Origin of the sequence: Citrobacter amalonaticus, from assembly GCF_018252635.1 — a bacterium.
Taxonomy (GTDB): Bacteria; Pseudomonadota; Gammaproteobacteria; order Enterobacterales; family Enterobacteriaceae; genus Citrobacter_A; species Citrobacter_A amalonaticus_E.
Map to the genome: position 1 here is coordinate 89,713 of NZ_JAGTXM010000006.1, position 17,967 is coordinate 107,679.

Consider the following 17,967-nt stretch of genomic DNA (forward strand, 5'->3'; position numbering starts at 1 on the left):
AGAAGAGGAGCGTGAGGAGATAGTATGGAACTGATGTGTCCTGTTTGTCATAACCCGTTGGAGCGCAATGGTGAAACGGCCCATTGCGCAACCTGTCATACAGACTTTACCGTGGAAGCGCATTGTCCGGACTGCCACAAGCCGCTCCAGGTGTTAAAAGCCTGCGGTGCGGTGGATTATTTTTGCCAGAACGGCCACGGATTGATTTCAAAAAAACGCGTTGAGTTCGTTGTTACTGACAAATAAAGCGATTATTTCAGCGCTGGCTTGCGCTTTCGCGTGGTTTTCACCGGCTTAACATCGGTAATCTGGCTTTCCACCCAGCCGTCTTCCAGCCGGGTGGTCATCACATCACCCGCTTTCACCTGTTTCACTTTTTTCAGCACTTTGCCATCGGTGGCCGTGGAGACGCTATAACCCCGCGCCAGCGTGGAGAGGGGGCTGACGGCTTCCAGGTGCGTTACCGTGTTCCCGAAGCGTTCGCGTGAGGCACTCAGGCGCGATCGTACATTCTCCGCCAGACGGTATTCCAGTTGCTGAATGCGGTTTTGCGCCCGGTGAATGCGGGACTGAGGATTTTGCTGATTCAGGCGTTGCAGCAAGCGGGATTGTTGCTGGCTAGTGCGTTTCAACTGGCTATCGATGGCCACGCTCATGCGCTGATGCAATCGCTCCAGCGCCGTCTGCTGACGGGCGAGACGCAACTGTGGATGCTGCTGTTGCAGGCGGTGGTAAATCTGGGTGAATCGGCGACTGCGGTTTGCCAGAAAGTAATCCATCGCCATGCCGAGACGCTGCTGGGCGGACAGGATCTGGCGCAGCAATTCCTGCTGATTTCGGCTGACCATTTCAGCGGCAGCCGAAGGCGTTGGCGCACGCAGGTCGGCAATAAAATCGGCAATGGTGACGTCCGTTTCGTGGCCGACGGCGCTGACTACCGGGATCGCGCTGGTAAAAATAGCCCGTGCGACGCGCTCGTCGTTAAAGCTCCACAAATCTTCCAGCGATCCGCCACCGCGCCCGACAATAAGAACGTCACACTCCTTGCGGCGATTCGCCAGTTCTATCGCACGGACAATCTGCCCCGGAGCGTCATCCCCCTGAACGGCGGTTGGATAGATAATGACTGGCAGAGAGGGATCGCGGCGTTTCAATACATGGAGAATGTCATGCAGTGCGGCACCGGTTTTCGAGGTAATTACCCCCACGCAATGGGCTGGAGAGGGAAGTGGTTGCTTATGCTGCTGATCAAAAAGCCCTTCAGCCTGCAATTTGGCTTTTAACTGTTCATACTTCTGCTGGAGCAGACCTTCACCGGCAGGCTGCATGCTTTCGACGATAATCTGATAGTCGCCGCGCGGCTCGTACAGGGTAATATTGGCGCGAACCAGCACCTGCTGGCCGTGCTGGGGGCGAAAGGTCACCCGACGATTGCTGTTGCGAAACATCGCACAGCGGACCTGCGCCGTGTCATCTTTCAGCGTGAAGTACCAGTGCCCCGATGACGGCTGCGAGAAATTGGAAATCTCACCGCTGATCCAGACCTGACCCATCTCTTGTTCTAACAGCAGACGAACCGTCTGATTAAGGCGGCTAACGGTAAAAATTGCGGAGGTCTGAGAGGATAACATGTGAGCGGGATCAAATTCTAAATCAGCAGGTTATTCAATCGATAGTAACCCGCCTGAGCGGGAGCGCAAGCATTATTTGCAAAAAAGTGTGGATGCAACCGATTACGCTCTGTATAATGCCACGGCAATATTTATCCACCCCCAGGTTAGAGATATTGCCCATGCTACGTATTGCTAAAGAAGCTTTGACGTTTGACGACGTCCTCCTCGTTCCCGCTCATTCCACCGTTCTGCCGAATACTGCCGACCTCAGCACGCAGTTGACGAAAACCATTCGTCTGAACATTCCTATGCTCTCCGCAGCAATGGATACCGTGACTGAAGCGCGCCTCGCAATTGCACTGGCACAGGAAGGCGGCATCGGTTTTATCCATAAAAACATGTCGATTGAGCGCCAGGCGGAAGAAGTTCGCCGCGTGAAAAAACATGAATCTGGCGTGGTAACTGACCCGCAAACCGTTCTGCCGACAACCACTCTGCGTGAAGTGAAAGAACTGACCGAACGCAATGGCTTTGCTGGCTACCCGGTAGTGACGCAAGGCAATGAACTGGTCGGGATCATTACCGGTCGTGACGTGCGCTTTGTGACCGATCTGAGCCAGCCGGTCAGCGTTTACATGACGCCTAAAGAGCGCCTGGTCACCGTTCGCGAAGGCGAAGCGCGCGATGTCGTGTTGTCTAAAATGCACGAGAAACGCGTTGAGAAAGCGCTGGTTGTCGATGACAGCTTCCACCTGCTCGGCATGATCACTGTAAAAGACTTCCAGAAAGCCGAGCGTAAACCGAACTCCTGTAAAGATGAGCATGGTCGTCTGCGCGTTGGCGCGGCGGTTGGTGCAGGCGCTGGCAACGAAGAGCGTGTTGATGCGCTGGTAGCGGCCGGTGTTGACGTACTGCTGATCGACTCTTCTCACGGCCATTCAGAAGGCGTTTTGCAACGTATTCGTGAAACCCGTGCGAAATACCCGGACCTGCAAATCATTGGCGGCAACGTGGCGACCGGCGCGGGGGCTCGTGCCCTGGCGGACGCTGGCGTGAGCGCGGTAAAAGTGGGTATCGGTCCTGGCTCTATCTGTACCACCCGTATCGTGACCGGCGTGGGTGTTCCACAGATCACCGCAGTTTCAGATGCTGTTGAAGCGCTGGAAGGCATGGGCATTCCGGTTATCGCTGACGGCGGAATCCGTTTCTCTGGCGATATCGCCAAAGCCATCGCGGCTGGCGCAAGCGCGGTGATGGTGGGATCCATGCTGGCGGGTACTGAAGAGTCCCCGGGTGAAATCGAACTCTACCAGGGCCGTTCATACAAATCTTATCGCGGTATGGGCTCTCTTGGCGCTATGTCCAAAGGCTCTTCTGACCGTTACTTCCAGAGTGATAACGCCGCTGACAAACTGGTGCCGGAAGGCATCGAAGGCCGCGTTGCCTATAAAGGTCGCCTGAAAGAGATTATTCACCAGCAGATGGGCGGCCTGCGCTCCTGTATGGGCCTGACCGGCTGTGGTACTATCGACGAATTGCGTACTAAAGCAGAATTCGTACGTATCAGCGGTGCGGGTATTCAGGAAAGTCACGTTCACGACGTGACCATCACCAAGGAATCCCCGAACTACCGTCTGGGCTCCTGATCGGTTTCCGCGCCCGGTTTCAGACCGGGCGCTTTTTTGGTTTCACTTGCCTCGGAATTAGCGTCAATGACAGACAATATTCACAAGCATCGCATTCTCATCCTTGATTTCGGATCGCAGTACACACAACTGGTTGCACGTCGCGTGCGTGAGCTGGGCGTTTACTGTGAACTGTGGGCGTGGGATGTAACTGAAGCACAGATTCGCGAGTTTAATCCTAGCGGTATCATACTTTCCGGCGGCCCGGAAAGTACCACCGAAGAAAACAGCCCGCGTGCACCGCAATACGTTTTCGAAGCCGGTGTTCCGGTCTTCGGCGTATGCTACGGCATGCAGACGATGGCGATGCAGCTGGGCGGTCATGTTGAAGGTTCGACTGAGCGTGAATTTGGCTACGCGCAGGTTGAAGTGGTGACCGACAGCGCGCTGGTTCGCGGTATCGAGGACTCCCTGACCGCAGACGGCAAACCGCTGCTGGATGTGTGGATGAGCCATGGCGATAAAGTGACGGCGATCCCGTCCGATTTCGTCACCGTTGCCAGCACCGAAAGCTGCCCGTTTGCCATTATGGCGAACGAAGAAAAACGCTTCTACGGCGTGCAGTTCCATCCGGAAGTGACTCACACCCGTCAGGGGATGCGCATGCTGGAGCGTTTTGTTCGCGACATCTGCCAGTGTGAAGCCCTGTGGACACCGGCCAAAATCATCGACGACGCCGTTGAGCGCATCCGCCAGCAGGTAGGGGATGACAAAGTGATCCTCGGCCTGTCGGGTGGCGTGGACTCTTCCGTCACGGCGATGTTGCTGCATCGCGCGATCGGCAAAAACCTGACCTGCGTCTTCGTCGATAACGGTCTGCTGCGCCTGAACGAAGCCCAACAGGTCATGGACATGTTCGGTGACCACTTTGGTCTGAACATTGTTCACGTCCCGGCAGAAGATCGTTTCCTGACCGCGCTGAAAGGCGAGAACGATCCGGAAGCAAAACGTAAGATCATTGGCCGTGTCTTTGTTGAAGTCTTCGATGAAGAAGCGCTGAAGCTGGAAGATGTGAAATGGCTGGCGCAGGGCACCATCTATCCGGACGTAATTGAATCTGCCGCCTCTGCGACCGGTAAAGCGCACGTCATCAAATCTCACCACAACGTAGGCGGTCTGCCGAAAGAGATGAAGATGGGCCTGGTTGAGCCGCTGAAAGAGCTGTTCAAAGACGAAGTACGTAAAATTGGTCTGGAGCTGGGCCTGCCGTACGACATGCTCTACCGTCACCCGTTCCCGGGGCCAGGTCTGGGCGTACGCGTGCTGGGTGAAGTGAAGAAAGAGTATTGCGACCTGTTACGACGTGCAGACGCTATCTTCATTGAAGAATTGCACAAGGCTGATCTGTACAACAAAGTGAGTCAGGCGTTCACCGTGTTCCTGCCGGTTCGCTCTGTTGGTGTAATGGGCGATGGTCGTAAGTACGACTGGGTGGTTTCTCTGCGCGCGGTCGAAACTATCGACTTCATGACCGCGCACTGGGCGCATCTGCCGTATGACTTCCTGGGCCGCGTGTCTAACCGTATCATTAACGAAGTGAACGGTATTTCCCGTGTCGTCTATGATATTAGCGGCAAGCCGCCAGCCACGATTGAGTGGGAATAATCTCTCCACGCGTCACTGACGTATAATCAATAAAACCCTCTGTTTATACAGGGGGTTTTTTGTTTCATTCGGGGGTATAAAAGACCATATAGCGTCTGTCTGGAATAAAAAGGATTAACGTTGAGCAGGCGTTTCGACAGAAAGAGTGGATTGTTGCGCGTCTTTTTTGTCCTGATGATGATGCCAGGCACCGATCGAAGAGTAGACAAAGCGTCCAAAAAAGAAGATAAAGCTGATAAGCAATACGATACGGGTCATGCGACTGTTAAATCGATGTCGTTTTCGCATACTGGTTGCCTGACTCACAAAAGGTTCCTTAAGGGATGCCCATACGGGCGATAGATACATTAAGGCACACTGAGCCGAATGGGTCAATTCCTGATTATGTAAAATTGCGTCAGTTGATTCATATTCTGGTGTTATAGAAATTAATTACATTATTTGCATTAATAATGTGAAAATGATAACGCGGTGAAATAAAGGTAATAATTGATTAATGGGGACTTACTTATTTGATATATGTCAAAATATGCTTCCCGTTGATAACTAAAATCGGTGCGACATGTATGGTGATTTTTTCATCTTAACTTTGACGTCAGGTGGGATGCCTGTCTGATACAACCCCTCCAGGATCCCGGGGTTCCGCTGAGCGTCTATGCGACTGAATAAAAGTTATATTGCAATCAGAGATAAGTGGTGGGGACTACCTCTGATTTTGCCTTCTCTGTTTTTACCGCTCGTGAGCCATATGAATACCTATGCACATGTGGCCACCGGGGACGTCATCCTTTTCTACTTACCGTTATCGCTCATGATGAGCCTGATGATTTTTTTCGGTTGGGCGGCAATACCAGGAATTGTTCTGGCGATTTTTATTCGCAAATATCCTCAGGTCGGGATGGCAGAAACGCTGCCTATTATTGCCCATTTTCTTATCGCTATCGTGCTCAGTTGGGGCGGTTATCGCGTCTTTACGCCCCGGCGTAATAACATCTCTCATGGCGAGGCGCAACTGGTCTTCCCACGCATTTTTTGGCAGGTTTTTTGTCCTGCAACGTTATTTCTGGTGCTTTTCCAGTTTGCAGCCTTTGTGGGGTTGTATGAAAGTAAACTGAGCTTAATGGGGATAACACCTTTTAACATCAATGCATTAATAAACTACCAGGGTATTCTGGTGGGAAACTTGATTGGTGTGCCGCTCTTTTACTTTATTATTCGCGTTATTCGTAACCCCTTGCATTTGCGTGGCTATTATTCACAGTTAAAAATACAGTTCGATGCCAAAGCCTCGAAAAAAGAGGTCATTATTTGGTTGCTGGTATTGTCCGCATTAATGTCTTTGCTTTGTATGCCATTGAATGAAAATAGCTCAATATTCAGTACAAACTATACGATGTCGCTATTACTCCCGGTCATGTTATGGGGAGCGATGCGATATGGCTATCGTTTCATATCGTTGCTGTGGGCGCCGGTTTTAATTATTGCGATTCATAATTACAGAAGTTATACGCCCTATTATTCAGGTTACGATGTACAACTGGCAATTACCTCTTCCAGTTTCCTGGTTTTTTCTTTTATTGTGAATTACATGGCGGTGCTGGCGACGCGCCAGCGGATTGTGAGCGGTCGTGCCCGCCGGCTTGCGTTTTTCGATCCGGTAGTCCATCTTCCCAATCTGCGCGCACTCAACCGTGCGTTAAGAAATACGCCGTGGTCAGCGCTGTGCTTTTTGCGCGTTCCTGAGCTTGAGTTTCTCGTTAAAAATTACGGAATCATGTTGCGTATCCAGTACAAACAGCAACTATCCCACTGGATTGCCAAAAAGCTGGGGCCAGATGAACATGTTTATCAAATGTCCGGGCCTGATCTGCTGCTACGTTTGAATACAGAATCACATCAGCAACGCATTGAAGATCTTGATGAGCATATCAAGACGTTCCGGTTTGTCTGGGATGGCATGACGTTCCAGCCGCAGGTGGGGATGAGCTATTGTTATGTACGTTCCCCGGTAAACCACATCTACCTGTTGCTCGGCGAGTTGAGCACCATTGCTGAGCTGTCCATCATGACCAACACGCCAGAGAATCTGGAACGTAGTGGCGCCATGAACATGCAACGCAATCTACGAGACAAAGTCACGATGATGAACCGGTTACAGCATGCGCTGGAATATGGCCGTTTTTGTCTGATGGCGCAGCCAATAGAAGGGCTTCGCGGCGATATTTATCATGAGATTTTACTGCGATTGCTGGATGATGACGGTGGCATGATTACCCCTGATACTTTCCTGCCCGTCGCACATGAATTTGGCCTCTCTTCCAGAATAGATCTTTGGGTCATCGAACATACGCTACGCTTTATGGCGGAAAATCGTGCACAGATGCCTGCGCGTCGCTTTGCGCTTAATCTTTCGGCGTCCTCGGTCTGTCGGGCAAGGTTTGCGCAGGATGTCAGTAAACTGCTGACCAAGTATCAAATCGAAGCCTGGCAATTGATCTTTGAAGTCACAGAAAGTCAGGCGTTGATGAATGCCGGACAGGCGGAAATAACGCTGAGAAATCTGCAACAACTGGGCTGTCAAATCGCTATTGATGATTTCGGTACGGGTTATGCCAGTTACGCAAGGTTAAAAAACGTTAACGCCAATATTCTGAAGATTGACGGCAGTTTCATCCGCAATATCATTTCGAATAGTCTCGACTATCAGATCGTGGCCTCAATCTGTCATCTGGCGCGAATGAAGAAAATGCAGGTCGTCGCTGAATTTGTTGAAAGCGAGGAGATTCGCCGCGCAGCGATTTCGCTGGGGATTGACTACATGCAGGGATATTTAATCGGTGTGCCTCAGCCGTTAAGCGATACGCTGAAAGAACAGGTGCCAGTGACTGGCACCTGAGTTTGATTCACGCAGCAATTTCGGGTGAACGTTCTTCTTCAATTTTCAGACGCCAGCCGGTTACCGCTTCCCAGTACTGCTGTTCTTTTTCCAGATCGAGCAAGACCAGCGCGTTCTGGCTGAACCAGTCGTGAGGGAAGCGCAGGGTCCAGTGGTTGTCATCGGTGATGAGCGTCAGCGTAGGCGGTGTGGTTGTGGCCTGGCGCTGGTTGTTCAGCAGCACGCCAAGACGCAATAGTTGAATGAGCGGCAGGAACTGCTTTTTCTTAAACAGCGTAAAACGAGGGAGATCGTCCAGCTTCACCGCCTTACGATGGTAGCGAACCAGCGTGGCCATCATGGTTTGCTGCTCCTGATTAAAACCAGGCAAATCGCTGTTTTGCAGAATATACGCCGAGTGACGGTGCAGACCGCTGTGATTGATGTTCAGTCCAACCTCATGCAACATCGCTGCCCATTTCAGCAGCGCTTCCAGCTGCGGATGGGCCAGCTTCGGCTGCTGCGTTTGCCACTGCTCATACATCTGCATGGTGGTTTCCAGTACGCGTCGCGCCTGCTCGCTGTCGATGTTGTACTGATTCGCCAGACTGCTGGCGGTGCGACTGCGGACATCCTGATGGCGGAAGCGGCCTTCCATCTCGTACAACACGCCTTCGCGCAGCGCGCCATCGGAAAGGCGTAACTCACGGATCGCCAGCGCATCAAAGACACCACATAAAATCGCCAGGCCGGGAACAAAGACCGCTTTTCGCTCTTCAGATAACCCCGGCAGGCTTAGCGACTCGAAACTGCGGTGTTGCAGCAGTTCGGCGACCAGTCGATCCAGACGCTCTGGCGTAATGAAGCCGTCTTTCTCACCCATTTCTAAGAGCACTTCGTGTGCGGCTTTGATGGTGCCAGAAGCCCCCAGCGCGACGTTCCAGCCCTGAATGCGGAATTGCCAGGTCAGGGTTTCAAGCTTCTGCGCCGCCGCCATTCTGGCGCGCTGGAAGTTCTCCTTGCTGATGACGCCGCCGGGGAAATAGATCTGGGCAAAACTGACGCACCCCATACGGCGACTTTCAACCAGCTTCGGTTCGAAATTTTCGCCAATGACCAGCTCCGTCGAGCCGCCGCCAATGTCGATCACCAGCTTGCGGCCTTTTTCCGGTTGCGTATGTTCAACTCCCATGAAGATCAGGCGCGCTTCTTCGTTGCCGGAAATGATTTCAATCGGATAGGGGATGACCTTTTCCGCTCGTTTGAGAAAATCGGTGGCGTTTTGCGCCTGACGAAGCGTATGGGTACCGACAATACACACGCTGGAGGGAGCGAACCCCTGAAGACGTTCAGCAAACAACGACAGGCAGCTTAGCCCGCGCTCCATTGCCTCTTCACTCAGCATGTTGTCTTCGCCGAGACCATCCGCCAGATGCACGCGCTGCTTCAGGCGGCCGATAATCTGCATGGCGCCATCCACCACCCGGGCAATCACCATGTGAAAACTATTTGAACCGAGGTCGACCGCCGCAAACTCCTGCGGTCGTGGGGTCTTATCATGTATTGGCATAGCGTTAGTCAGATTGCTCGAGTGATTTGATATAGTCGTAAATGGCCAGTTGCGACTGCACTTTGCGGCGGTTTCCACGCGGCACGTAGCGATTACTCAGTTCTTTATCGATGTAGCGGGCTTTTACCGTATCGCTGAACAGGATGTCAATAATATCCAGTACCCGCTGCTTCAGGCGCGGGTCGAGCAGCGGCGTCGCCACCTCAATGCGGTAGTCGATATTACGCGTCATCCAGTCAGCGGAAGAGAGGTAGACCTGCTTATCGCCGCCGTTTTCGAAGATATACACCCGGTCATGCTCGAGATAACGGTCCACAATGCTGATGACGCGGATATTATCGCTGATGCCTTCCAGATTCGGAATAAGCGAGCACATACCGCGAATCAACAGATTGACCGGTACACCGGAACTGGAAGCGGCATACAGGCGGTCAACCAGTCCTTTATCCACCAGGTTATTCAGCTTCAATGTGATGCCGGAGGGGAGCCCTTGTTGGGCATTGGCGATTTCACGATCGATCATCTCATACAGCAGGCGGCGTGAGTTTTGCGGCGAGACCAGCAGATAATCAAACGTAACCGGGCGATATGGGTTCTCGATAAAATTGAACACCCGGCGGACTTCATTGGTGATCCGCGCATCGGCAGTCAGCAGTGAATAGTCGGTATACAGACGGGCGGTTTTTTCGTTGAAGTTACCGGTGCCGATATGGGCGTAACGCACCACCTCTTCGCCTTCTTTACGTGAAATCAGGAACAGCTTGGCGTGAATTTTTAAGCCTGGCGCAGAAAAGATCACGTGAACGCCCGCTTCAGTCAGGCGTTTCGCCCAGTGAATGTTGGCCTCTTCATCAAATCGCGCCTGCAGTTCCACTACCACAGTGACTTTTTTACCGTTATGGGCGGCGTGGATCATGGCGTCGATAATGCGTGAATCTTTCGCGACGCGGTAGATATTGATTTTGATCGCCAGCACGCTGGGGTCAAACGACGCCTGGCGTAGCAATTCCAGTACGTGTTCAAAGGTGTGATACGGATAGTAGAGCAGCACATCGCGTTCGCGAATGGCGTCAAATCCGTTACGGAATTTTTCTTTGTCGAACCAGATATGGCGCAAGCGCGGAAGCGGCTTATTCACCAGATTCGCTTTGCCCACATTGGGAAAATTAATGAAATCTTTAAAGTTGTGATAGCGCCCGCCGGGAACGATAGAGTCGTAGCGTGAGATCGTCAGCTTCTCGCGCAGCACTTCAACCAGTGCATTAGGCATGTCGCGCTGATAGACAAAACGTACGGGCTCGGCGGTCAGACGCTGTTTCAGGCTGGAGGACATCAGTTCCATCAGGCTGGATTCCATCTCGTGAACCAGATCGTACTCGGCATCACGGGTCATCTTCATGGAATAGGCGTTCAGCGCGTCGTAATCAAAGAAGCCCTTAAAGATGTCGTCCAGACAGTAGCGCAGAATGTTGTCCAGCAGGATCATTGGCTTGCGGCGACGCGGGGCCTCCGGTGGTAGATTCACAAAGCGCGGAACCTTGTCAGAGGGAATTTCCAGCAGCGCATAGCGAATGGTGTCGCCACGAATGATTTCGACCGCCAGATAGGTGTAGTCATCTTTCAGGAACTGCACCAGATCCGTTTCGCGGTTAATCAAGATTGGAGTGATGTGCTGGCGCAGATATTGTTTGAAATAATGGCGCAGCCAGCTTTGCTGATTGACTGACAGTTGACGCTCGTTGATCAGGAAGATCTGATTACGCGCCATCTCCAGCAGCAGTTCGTTATAAAGGCCATCGAATTCCTGGTCGGCTTTCAGTACGCGGGACTGGATTTTGCCTAACAGGTGGCGAGAATGTGAATTTGAACCCTGTTCTTCGCTGATGATGATACGGCGTTTAAGCTCTGCGAAGCGAACTTTGTAGAATTCATCCAGGTTATTGGAGTAGATGCCTAAGAAACGCATCCGTTCAATTAGCGGGTTTGATTTATCCGCGGCCTCCTGGAGCACACGTTCGTTGAACGCTAACCAGCTCAGCTCTTTCTCGATGTAAAGCTTTTCCTGACCCATTAATACTTATACTCCGTTTTATTCACGGGACACTGCCTGATTATTATGGCGAGCATTGCGCTCAGATGTCCAACTGTGCCAGAAAAATATGACAATAAACCGTCTGATCGCAAAGGGGAAGGGGGACTGGAAGTCTGAAGGGAACCACTGGCCGGATAAGGGATGACATCCGTTATCCGGCACCGTTTTTACTCGTCGGCAGCGTAGCCCTGTGGCGGCAGGCGAACGCCGTCCAGCCAGGCGGCGTTATCCTGCATCTTCAGCCGGCCGTCCACAAACCAACTGACGACCAGCGGGTAAATGGCGTGTTCCTGTACCTGAACGCGAGCGGTGATTTCATCTTCGTCATCGCCCTCAAAGACCGGAACTTTGGACTGCAAAATAACCGGTCCCCCGTCGAGTTCGTCAGTCACAAAGTGGACCGACGTGCCGTGCTCCTCATCGCCATTTTCCAGCGCCTGGCGGTGAGTGTGCAAACCGGGATATTTGGGCAGCAGGGAAGGGTGAATATTCAGTAGTCGTCCGTTGTAATGCGCGACGAACGCCGGGCTCAGAATGCGCATAAAACCGGCCAGCACCACCACGTCAGGCGCATAAGCGTCGATCTCAAGGATCAGTTCGCGGTCAAATGCTTCACGGCTGGCAAACTGATCGGCCGTTAGCGTATGGGCCGGGATTGCCGCTTTTCTGGCACGCTCAAGGCCGAACGCGTCGGCCTTGTTGCTGAATACTGCCCGCAGGGTGCCGTTGATTTTCTTCTCTTTACAGGCATCAATAATCGCCTGCAAATTGCTTCCGTTACCGGAAATAAGCACCACAATATTCATTATTCAATAACCACGCGCTGCGCGGAATCGGAAGCCTTGATGACGCCGAGCGTCCAGGCTTCTTCACCTTTTGCCTTCAGCAGGGCAAGGGCGTTGTCCACTTCCGCCGCCGGCAGGGCAATGACCATGCCGACGCCGCAGTTAAAGGTACGATACATTTCATGCTGGCTGACGTTACCGGCGCTCTGCAGCCAGTTGAAAACGGCTGGCCACTGCCATGAGGATTCATCGATCACCGCCTGCGTGTTGTCCGGCAGGACACGCGGAATGTTTTCCCAGAAGCCGCCGCCGGTCAGGTGCGCGATCGCGTGCACATCAACCTTCTCGATCAGTTCCAGAATCGATTTCACGTAGATACGGGTCGGCGCCAGCAGGTGGTCGGCCAACGATTTGCCTTCCAGAACCGTCGTTTCTGGATCGCAGCCGCTGACTTCGACAATTTTACGCACCAGTGAGTAACCGTTGGAGTGCGGGCCGCTGGAACCCAACGCAATCAGCACATCGCCATCGGCCACTTTGGAACCGTCGATGATTTCTGATTTTTCTACCACGCCGACGCAGAAACCGGCGACGTCATAATCTTCACCGTGGTACATCCCGGGCATTTCAGCGGTTTCCCCGCCGACCAGCGCGCAGCCAGATTGCAGACAACCTTCGGCGATCCCCTGGATCACGCTGGCTGCGGTATCTACATCCAGTTTACCGGTGGCATAGTAATCGAGGAAAAACAGCGGCTCAGCACCCTGAACCACCAGGTCGTTGACGCACATCGCGACGAGATCGATGCCGATCGTATCGTGGCGTTTCAGATCCATCGCCAGACGCAGTTTTGTCCCGACGCCATCAGTACCGGAAACCAGCACAGGTTCACGATATTTTTGCGGCAATGCGCACAGCGCACCGAAGCCTCCCAGGCCACCCATCACTTCCGGGCGGCGAGTTTTCTTCACTACGCCTTTGATTCGATCCACCAGAGCATTACCCGCGTCAATATCAACACCGGCATCTTTGTAGCTAAGAGAGGTTTTATCGGTCACTGCCTGGTTCCCCACGTTTTCTTACGGTAAAAGTGAAATTCGGCGCAATTCTAACAGGGAAAGCAAACGTTTGCGAGCCTGCGTTGCATCCGTTTTTATCTGTCGATTTTTCCTGCCTTTTCTCCGCGGCGCGGTGTTTTTATGAGCTGAACCACGAAAATGAAACCGGGTTCAGTTTCTCCCTTGAAAGCGTGGCCGGGATTGCTCAGTATCATACTGAAACCGGTTTCTGTTTTGTCATAGCAAATCAACGAGGGAAACTATGTCTGGATTTAACGCGAATTTCATGTGGGGCGGGGCGGTTGCCGCTCATCAGCTTGAAGGCGGTTGGCAGGAGGGCGGAAAAGGGGTAAGCGTTGCCGACGTCATGACGGCGGGGGCTCACGGCGTTGCGCGAGAAATTACCGAGGGCGTACTGCCTGGAAAAAACTACCCTAACCATGAGGCGATCGATTTCTATCATCGCTACAAAGAAGACATCAGCCTGTTTGCGGAAATGGGCTTTAAATGTTTCCGTACCTCCATCGCCTGGACGCGTATTTTCCCGCTCGGGGATGAAACTCAACCAAACGAGGCGGGACTGCAGTTTTACGACAATCTGTTTGATGAATGTCTGAAGTACGGTATTGAACCGGTGATTACCCTGTCGCATTTCGAGATGCCCTACCATCTGGTGACGGCGTATGGCGGTTGGCGCAACCGGAAGCTGATCGACTTTTTTGTCCGTTTTGCGAAAGTGGTCTTTACCCGCTATCAGCACAAAGTGAAGTACTGGATGACCTTCAATGAGATCAACAATCAGGCAAATTATCATGAGGATTTTGCACCGTTTACGAACTCTGGCCTGAAATACCAGCCTGGCGAAGATCGTGAACGGGTCATGTACCAGGCGGCCCACTATGAACTGGTCGCCAGTGCGCTGGCAGTGAAGGTGGCACGAGAAATTAACCCGACGTTGCAGATCGGTTGCATGATCGCCATGTGTCCCATTTACCCGCTGACCTGTGCGCCAGACGACATGATGATGGCGATGAACGCCATGCATCGTCGCTACTGGTTTACCGACGTCCATGTGCGGGGGAAATATCCGCAGCATATTCTCAACTATTTTGCGCGCCGCGAGTTTGACCTCGATATTACGGAGGAAGACCGCATTGCTCTGTCTGAAGGCTGCGTGGATTACATCGGTTTCAGCTATTACATGTCGTTTGTGACCAAAGCGACGGATGATAATCCGCAACTTGATTATGACGAGAGCAAACACCTGGTCTCCAATCCGTATGTACAGAAATCGGACTGGGGCTGGCAGATTGATCCGGTGGGATTGCGCTATTCGCTAAACTGGTTCTGGGATCACTACCAGCTGCCACTGTTTATCGTGGAGAACGGGTTTGGCGCAATTGACGTTCAGCAACCGGACGGCACCGTCGATGACAGCTATCGTATTGAGTATATGGCGGCACATCTGCGTGAAATGAAAAAAGCGGTGGAAGAAGATGGTGTGGAGCTCATGGGATACACGCCGTGGGGATGTATCGATCTGGTCTCTGCGGGAACGGGAGAAATGAAAAAGCGCTACGGGTTTATCTACGTTGATAAAAATAATGATGGTAGTGGGACGTTAGCACGTAGCCGTAAGAAATCGTTCGCCTGGTATCAGCAGGTGATAAAAAGTAACGGTGAAACCCTCTGATTTCAGCCACTTGATATTCAGCCCCGCACAGAATGCGGGGCGTGTTTTATACTCATCACCCAAACGTATACCACTTTGCTTGATCCAGGTCATGCATACGTTATGTTGCGTCAGAGAGGAAAAGCGGTATAATCCGGCGATTTTTTTGTGGTTGCCACTCGTCTGAGGAAAGGAGAAGAGTATGAAGATCGTGGAAGTCAAACACCCACTCGTCAAACACAAGCTGGGTCTGATGCGTGAGAACGATATCAGCACCAAACGCTTTCGTGAACTCGCCTCGGAAGTAGGCAGTCTGCTGACTTACGAAGCGACTGCGGGACTGGAAACTGAAAAAGTGACCATTGAAGGCTGGAATGGTCCGGTCGAAGTGGATCAAATCAAAGGCAAAAAAATTACCGTCGTGCCTATCCTGCGTGCAGGACTGGGGATGATGGACGGCGTGCTGGAAAACGTACCGAGTGCGCGTATCAGCGTCGTTGGTATGTACCGTAATGAAGAGACGCTGGAGCCGGTCCCGTACTTTCAGAAACTGGTTTCGCATATTGACGAGCGCATGGCGCTGATCGTCGACCCCATGCTGGCGACCGGGGGATCGGTTATTGCAACCATCGATCTGCTGAAAAAAGCGGGCTGCAGCAGTATCAAAGTGCTGGTGCTGGTGGCGGCACCAGAAGGCATCGCCGCGCTGGAAAAAGCGCATCCGGATGTGGAACTGTACACCGCATCGATCGACCAGGGCCTGAACGAGCACGGATATATCATTCCGGGGCTTGGTGATGCCGGCGATAAGATTTTTGGTACGAAGTAAGTGAATAACTAATCAATAGCCGACTTTAAGAGTCGGCTTTTTTTTGAATAAAACAACTCAACGACTCATAACAAACACACTCAGAGGAAAACACTATGACGCGCCGTGCTATCGGGGTGAGTGAAAGACCGCCGCTTTTACAGACAATCCCGCTTAGTTTGCAACACCTGTTCGCCATGTTTGGCGCAACCGTGCTGGTGCCAGTTCTGTTTCATATCAACCCGGCCACCGTTCTGTTATTCAACGGGATCGGGACATTGCTATATCTCTTTATCTGTAAAGGAAAAATCCCCGCCTATTTAGGTTCAAGCTTCGCCTTTATCTCTCCGGTTCTGCTACTGCTGCCGCTGGGATACGAAGTGGCGCTGGGCGGCTTCATCATGTGTGGCGTGCTGTTTTGTCTGGTCTCTTTCATTGTAAAGAAAGCCGGTACTGGCTGGCTGGACGTGATGTTTCCTCCTGCGGCGATGGGCGCAATCGTTGCCGTCATCGGTCTTGAACTGGCTGGCGTTGCCGCCGGTATGGCCGGACTGCTGCCTGCGGAAGGACAATCTGCGGATTCGAAGACCATCATTATCTCAATGGTGACGCTGGCGGTGACCGTGTTCGGCTCGGTGCTGTTCCGTGGTTTCCTTGCGATTATCCCGATCCTGATTGGGGTACTGGCAGGGTATGCACTGTCATTTGCGATGGGCGTGGTTGATACCACACCGATTGCCGAGGCGCACTGGTTTGCGTTGCCGACCTTCTACACCCCTCGTTTTGAGTGGTTCGCTATTCTGACCATTCTGCCTGCGGCGCTGGTGGTGATTGCCGAGCACGTCGGCCATCTGGTGGTGACAGCGAACATCGTCAAAAAAGATCTGGTTCGCGATCCGGGTCTGCATCGCTCGATGTTTGCTAACGGTCTGTCGACGGTGATTTCCGGCTTCTTTGGCTCCACGCCGAACACCACCTACGGTGAGAACATTGGCGTAATGGCGATCACGCGTGTTTACAGTACATGGGTGATCGGCGGCGCGGCGATTTTTGCCATTCTGCTCTCCTGCGTCGGCAAACTGGCGGCGGCTATCCAGATAATCCCACTGCCGGTGATGGGCGGGGTGTCATTGCTGTTGTACGGAGTGATCGGTGCGTCCGGTATTCGCGTGCTGATTGAATCGAAAGTGGATTACAACAAAGCGCAGAACCTGATCCTGACCTCTGTCATCCTGATCATCGGCGTCAGCGGCGCGAAAGTGCATATTGGCGCGGCGGAACTGAAAGGAATGGCGCTGGCGACAATCGTTGGGATCGCGCTGAGCCTGATCTTCAAGCTGATCTCTGTCCTGCGCCCGGAAGAAGTGGTGCTGGACGCGGAAGATGCGGATACGCCACAGCAGTAATAGGGGAGCCGGGCAGTGATCCTGCCCGGTTCTAACACGACAGAATTCTGTGGTAAACTCATCGCGATTGAATGAAATCTGGATTGAGGTCTCTCTGAACACACCGGCACAGCTCTCTTTGCCACTTTATCTTCCTGACGATGAAACTTTCGCAAGTTTCTGGCCGGGGGATAACGCCTCTTTACTGGCCGCACTGCAAAATGTGCTGCGTCAGGAGCATAGCGGATACATCTATCTCTGGTCGCGTGAAGGCGCGGGCCGCAGCCATTTGCTGCACGCCGCCTGTGCTGAACTGTCTCAGCGTGGCGATGCAGTAGGCTATGTGCCGCTGGATAAACGAACCTGGTTTGTACCGGAAGTACTCGATGGCATGGAACATCTGTCGTTAGTCTGCATCGACAATATCGAATGCGTCGCCGGGGACGAATTGTGGGAGATGGCTATTTTTGATCTCTACAACCGTATTCTGGAATCCGGAAAAACGCGGTTACTGATCACCGGCGATCGCCCGCCGCGTCAGTTAAAGCTGGGGTTGCCCGATCTGGCCTCGCGTCTGGACTGGGGACAAATCTACAAGCTGCAACCATTGTCGGATGAAGATAAGCTGCAGGCATTGCAGTTACGCGCCCGACTGCGCGGATTTGAACTTCCGGAAGACGTGGGGCGCTTCTTGCTTAAGCGGCTCGACAGAGAAATGCGTACCCTGTTTGTGACGCTCGACCAGCTTGATCACGCGTCTATCACCGCACAGCGCAAATTAACTATCCCGTTTGTGAAAGAGATTCTAACGCTCTAGGC

The 17,967-nt window shown here is 52.6% G+C and carries 14 protein-coding genes; 8 read left to right on the forward strand and 6 right to left on the reverse strand.

What is annotated here, in order from left to right:
* Positions 1-24 precede the first annotated feature (24 nt).
* Positions 25-246, forward strand: coding sequence for a zinc ribbon domain-containing protein (locus KE671_RS18055; protein WP_206164447.1), 222 nt, complete (start codon positions 25-27; stop codon positions 244-246).
* Positions 247-251: 5 nt separating this feature from the next.
* Here the strand turns inward: KE671_RS18055 and xseA are convergent, their stop codons facing one another.
* Entirely contained in the window at positions 252-1,631 is a 1,380-nt protein-coding gene (xseA, locus tag KE671_RS18060) for an exodeoxyribonuclease VII large subunit (RefSeq protein WP_206164446.1), read from the reverse strand.
* Between the two features lie 161 nt (positions 1,632-1,792).
* On the opposite strand from xseA, the gene guaB reads away from it, so the two are divergent.
* Complete coding sequence (gene guaB, locus KE671_RS18065; protein WP_206164445.1) at positions 1,793-3,259, forward strand: IMP dehydrogenase; 1,467 nt, start codon at positions 1,793-1,795, stop codon at positions 3,257-3,259.
* A 66-nt stretch (positions 3,260-3,325) separates the two neighbouring features.
* Positions 3,326-4,903 carry a glutamine-hydrolyzing GMP synthase gene (guaA, locus tag KE671_RS18070; RefSeq protein WP_206164444.1) on the forward strand — a complete coding sequence of 526 codons (1,578 nt, stop codon included), beginning with the start codon at positions 3,326-3,328 and terminating at the stop codon, positions 4,901-4,903.
* Positions 4,904-5,017: 114 nt separating this feature from the next.
* On the opposite strand, the gene KE671_RS18075 is transcribed toward guaA, so the two are convergent.
* Complete coding sequence (locus KE671_RS18075) at positions 5,018-5,209, reverse strand: YfgG family protein (RefSeq protein WP_042999844.1); 192 nt, start codon at positions 5,207-5,209, stop codon at positions 5,018-5,020.
* Between the two features lie 349 nt (positions 5,210-5,558).
* Here KE671_RS18075 and KE671_RS18080 point away from each other — a divergent pair, with 349 nt between their 5' ends.
* A complete protein-coding gene (locus KE671_RS18080; protein ID WP_206164443.1) occupies positions 5,559-7,799 on the forward strand; it encodes a bifunctional diguanylate cyclase/phosphodiesterase in 2,241 nt (746 codons plus the stop codon).
* A gap of 7 nt (positions 7,800-7,806) precedes the next feature.
* Here KE671_RS18080 and ppx read toward each other — a convergent pair whose 3' ends face one another.
* From ppx to purM, 4 genes are all read right to left on the reverse strand, one after another.
* Positions 7,807-9,348, reverse strand: coding sequence for an exopolyphosphatase (gene ppx, locus KE671_RS18085; RefSeq protein ID WP_206164442.1), 1,542 nt, complete (start codon positions 9,346-9,348; stop codon positions 7,807-7,809).
* Between the two features lie 4 nt (positions 9,349-9,352).
* Complete coding sequence (ppk1, locus tag KE671_RS18090) at positions 9,353-11,419, reverse strand: polyphosphate kinase 1 (RefSeq protein ID WP_206164441.1); 2,067 nt, start codon at positions 11,417-11,419, stop codon at positions 9,353-9,355.
* A gap of 188 nt (positions 11,420-11,607) precedes the next feature.
* Positions 11,608-12,249: a phosphoribosylglycinamide formyltransferase gene (gene purN, locus KE671_RS18095; RefSeq protein WP_206164504.1), complete on the reverse strand. Its 642-nt coding sequence runs from the start codon at positions 12,247-12,249 to the stop codon at positions 11,608-11,610.
* The gene (gene purM / locus KE671_RS18100) at positions 12,246-13,283 is read right to left on the reverse strand and encodes a phosphoribosylformylglycinamidine cyclo-ligase (RefSeq protein ID WP_206164440.1); all 1,038 of its coding nucleotides are present in this window, start codon (positions 13,281-13,283) and stop codon (positions 12,246-12,248) included. The genes purN and purM overlap by 4 nt, the downstream gene beginning before the upstream one ends.
* Before the next feature lie 262 nt (positions 13,284-13,545).
* On the opposite strand from purM, the gene KE671_RS18105 reads away from it, so the two are divergent.
* The 4 genes from KE671_RS18105 to KE671_RS18120 all read left to right on the forward strand — a co-directional run bounded on the left by KE671_RS18105 (position 13,546) and on the right by KE671_RS18120 (position 17,965).
* A complete protein-coding gene (locus KE671_RS18105) occupies positions 13,546-14,976 on the forward strand; it encodes a 6-phospho-beta-glucosidase (RefSeq protein ID WP_206164439.1) in 1,431 nt (476 codons plus the stop codon).
* Between the two features lie 181 nt (positions 14,977-15,157).
* Entirely contained in the window at positions 15,158-15,784 is a 627-nt protein-coding gene (gene upp, locus KE671_RS18110) for a uracil phosphoribosyltransferase (protein WP_046484979.1), read from the forward strand.
* Positions 15,785-15,879: 95 nt separating this feature from the next.
* A complete protein-coding gene (uraA, locus tag KE671_RS18115) occupies positions 15,880-17,169 on the forward strand; it encodes a uracil permease (protein WP_061074950.1) in 1,290 nt (429 codons plus the stop codon).
* 94 nt (positions 17,170-17,263) lie between these two features.
* A complete protein-coding gene (locus KE671_RS18120) occupies positions 17,264-17,965 on the forward strand; it encodes a DnaA inactivator Hda (RefSeq protein ID WP_211986798.1) in 702 nt (233 codons plus the stop codon).
* Positions 17,966-17,967: the final 2 nt, after the last annotated feature.

Bases quoted from the DNA above. Each gene is read 5' to 3' on its own strand.
- KE671_RS18055 (WP_206164447.1), top strand. From the start codon at position 25: ATGGAACTGATGTGTCCTGTTTGTCATAACCCGTTGGAGCGCAATGGT.
- xseA (WP_206164446.1), bottom strand. From the start codon at position 1,631: ATGTTATCCTCTCAGACCTCCGCAATTTTTACCGTTAGCCGCCTTAAT.
- guaB (WP_206164445.1), top strand. From the start codon at position 1,793: ATGCTACGTATTGCTAAAGAAGCTTTGACGTTTGACGACGTCCTCCTC.
- guaA (WP_206164444.1), top strand. From the start codon at position 3,326: ATGACAGACAATATTCACAAGCATCGCATTCTCATCCTTGATTTCGGA.
- KE671_RS18080 (WP_206164443.1), top strand. From the start codon at position 5,559: ATGCGACTGAATAAAAGTTATATTGCAATCAGAGATAAGTGGTGGGGA.
- ppx (WP_206164442.1), bottom strand. From the start codon at position 9,348: ATGCCAATACATGATAAGACCCCACGACCGCAGGAGTTTGCGGCGGTC.
- ppk1 (WP_206164441.1), bottom strand. From the start codon at position 11,419: ATGGGTCAGGAAAAGCTTTACATCGAGAAAGAGCTGAGCTGGTTAGCG.
- KE671_RS18105 (WP_206164439.1), top strand. From the start codon at position 13,546: ATGTCTGGATTTAACGCGAATTTCATGTGGGGCGGGGCGGTTGCCGCT.
- upp (WP_046484979.1), top strand. From the start codon at position 15,158: ATGAAGATCGTGGAAGTCAAACACCCACTCGTCAAACACAAGCTGGGT.
- uraA (WP_061074950.1), top strand. From the start codon at position 15,880: ATGACGCGCCGTGCTATCGGGGTGAGTGAAAGACCGCCGCTTTTACAG.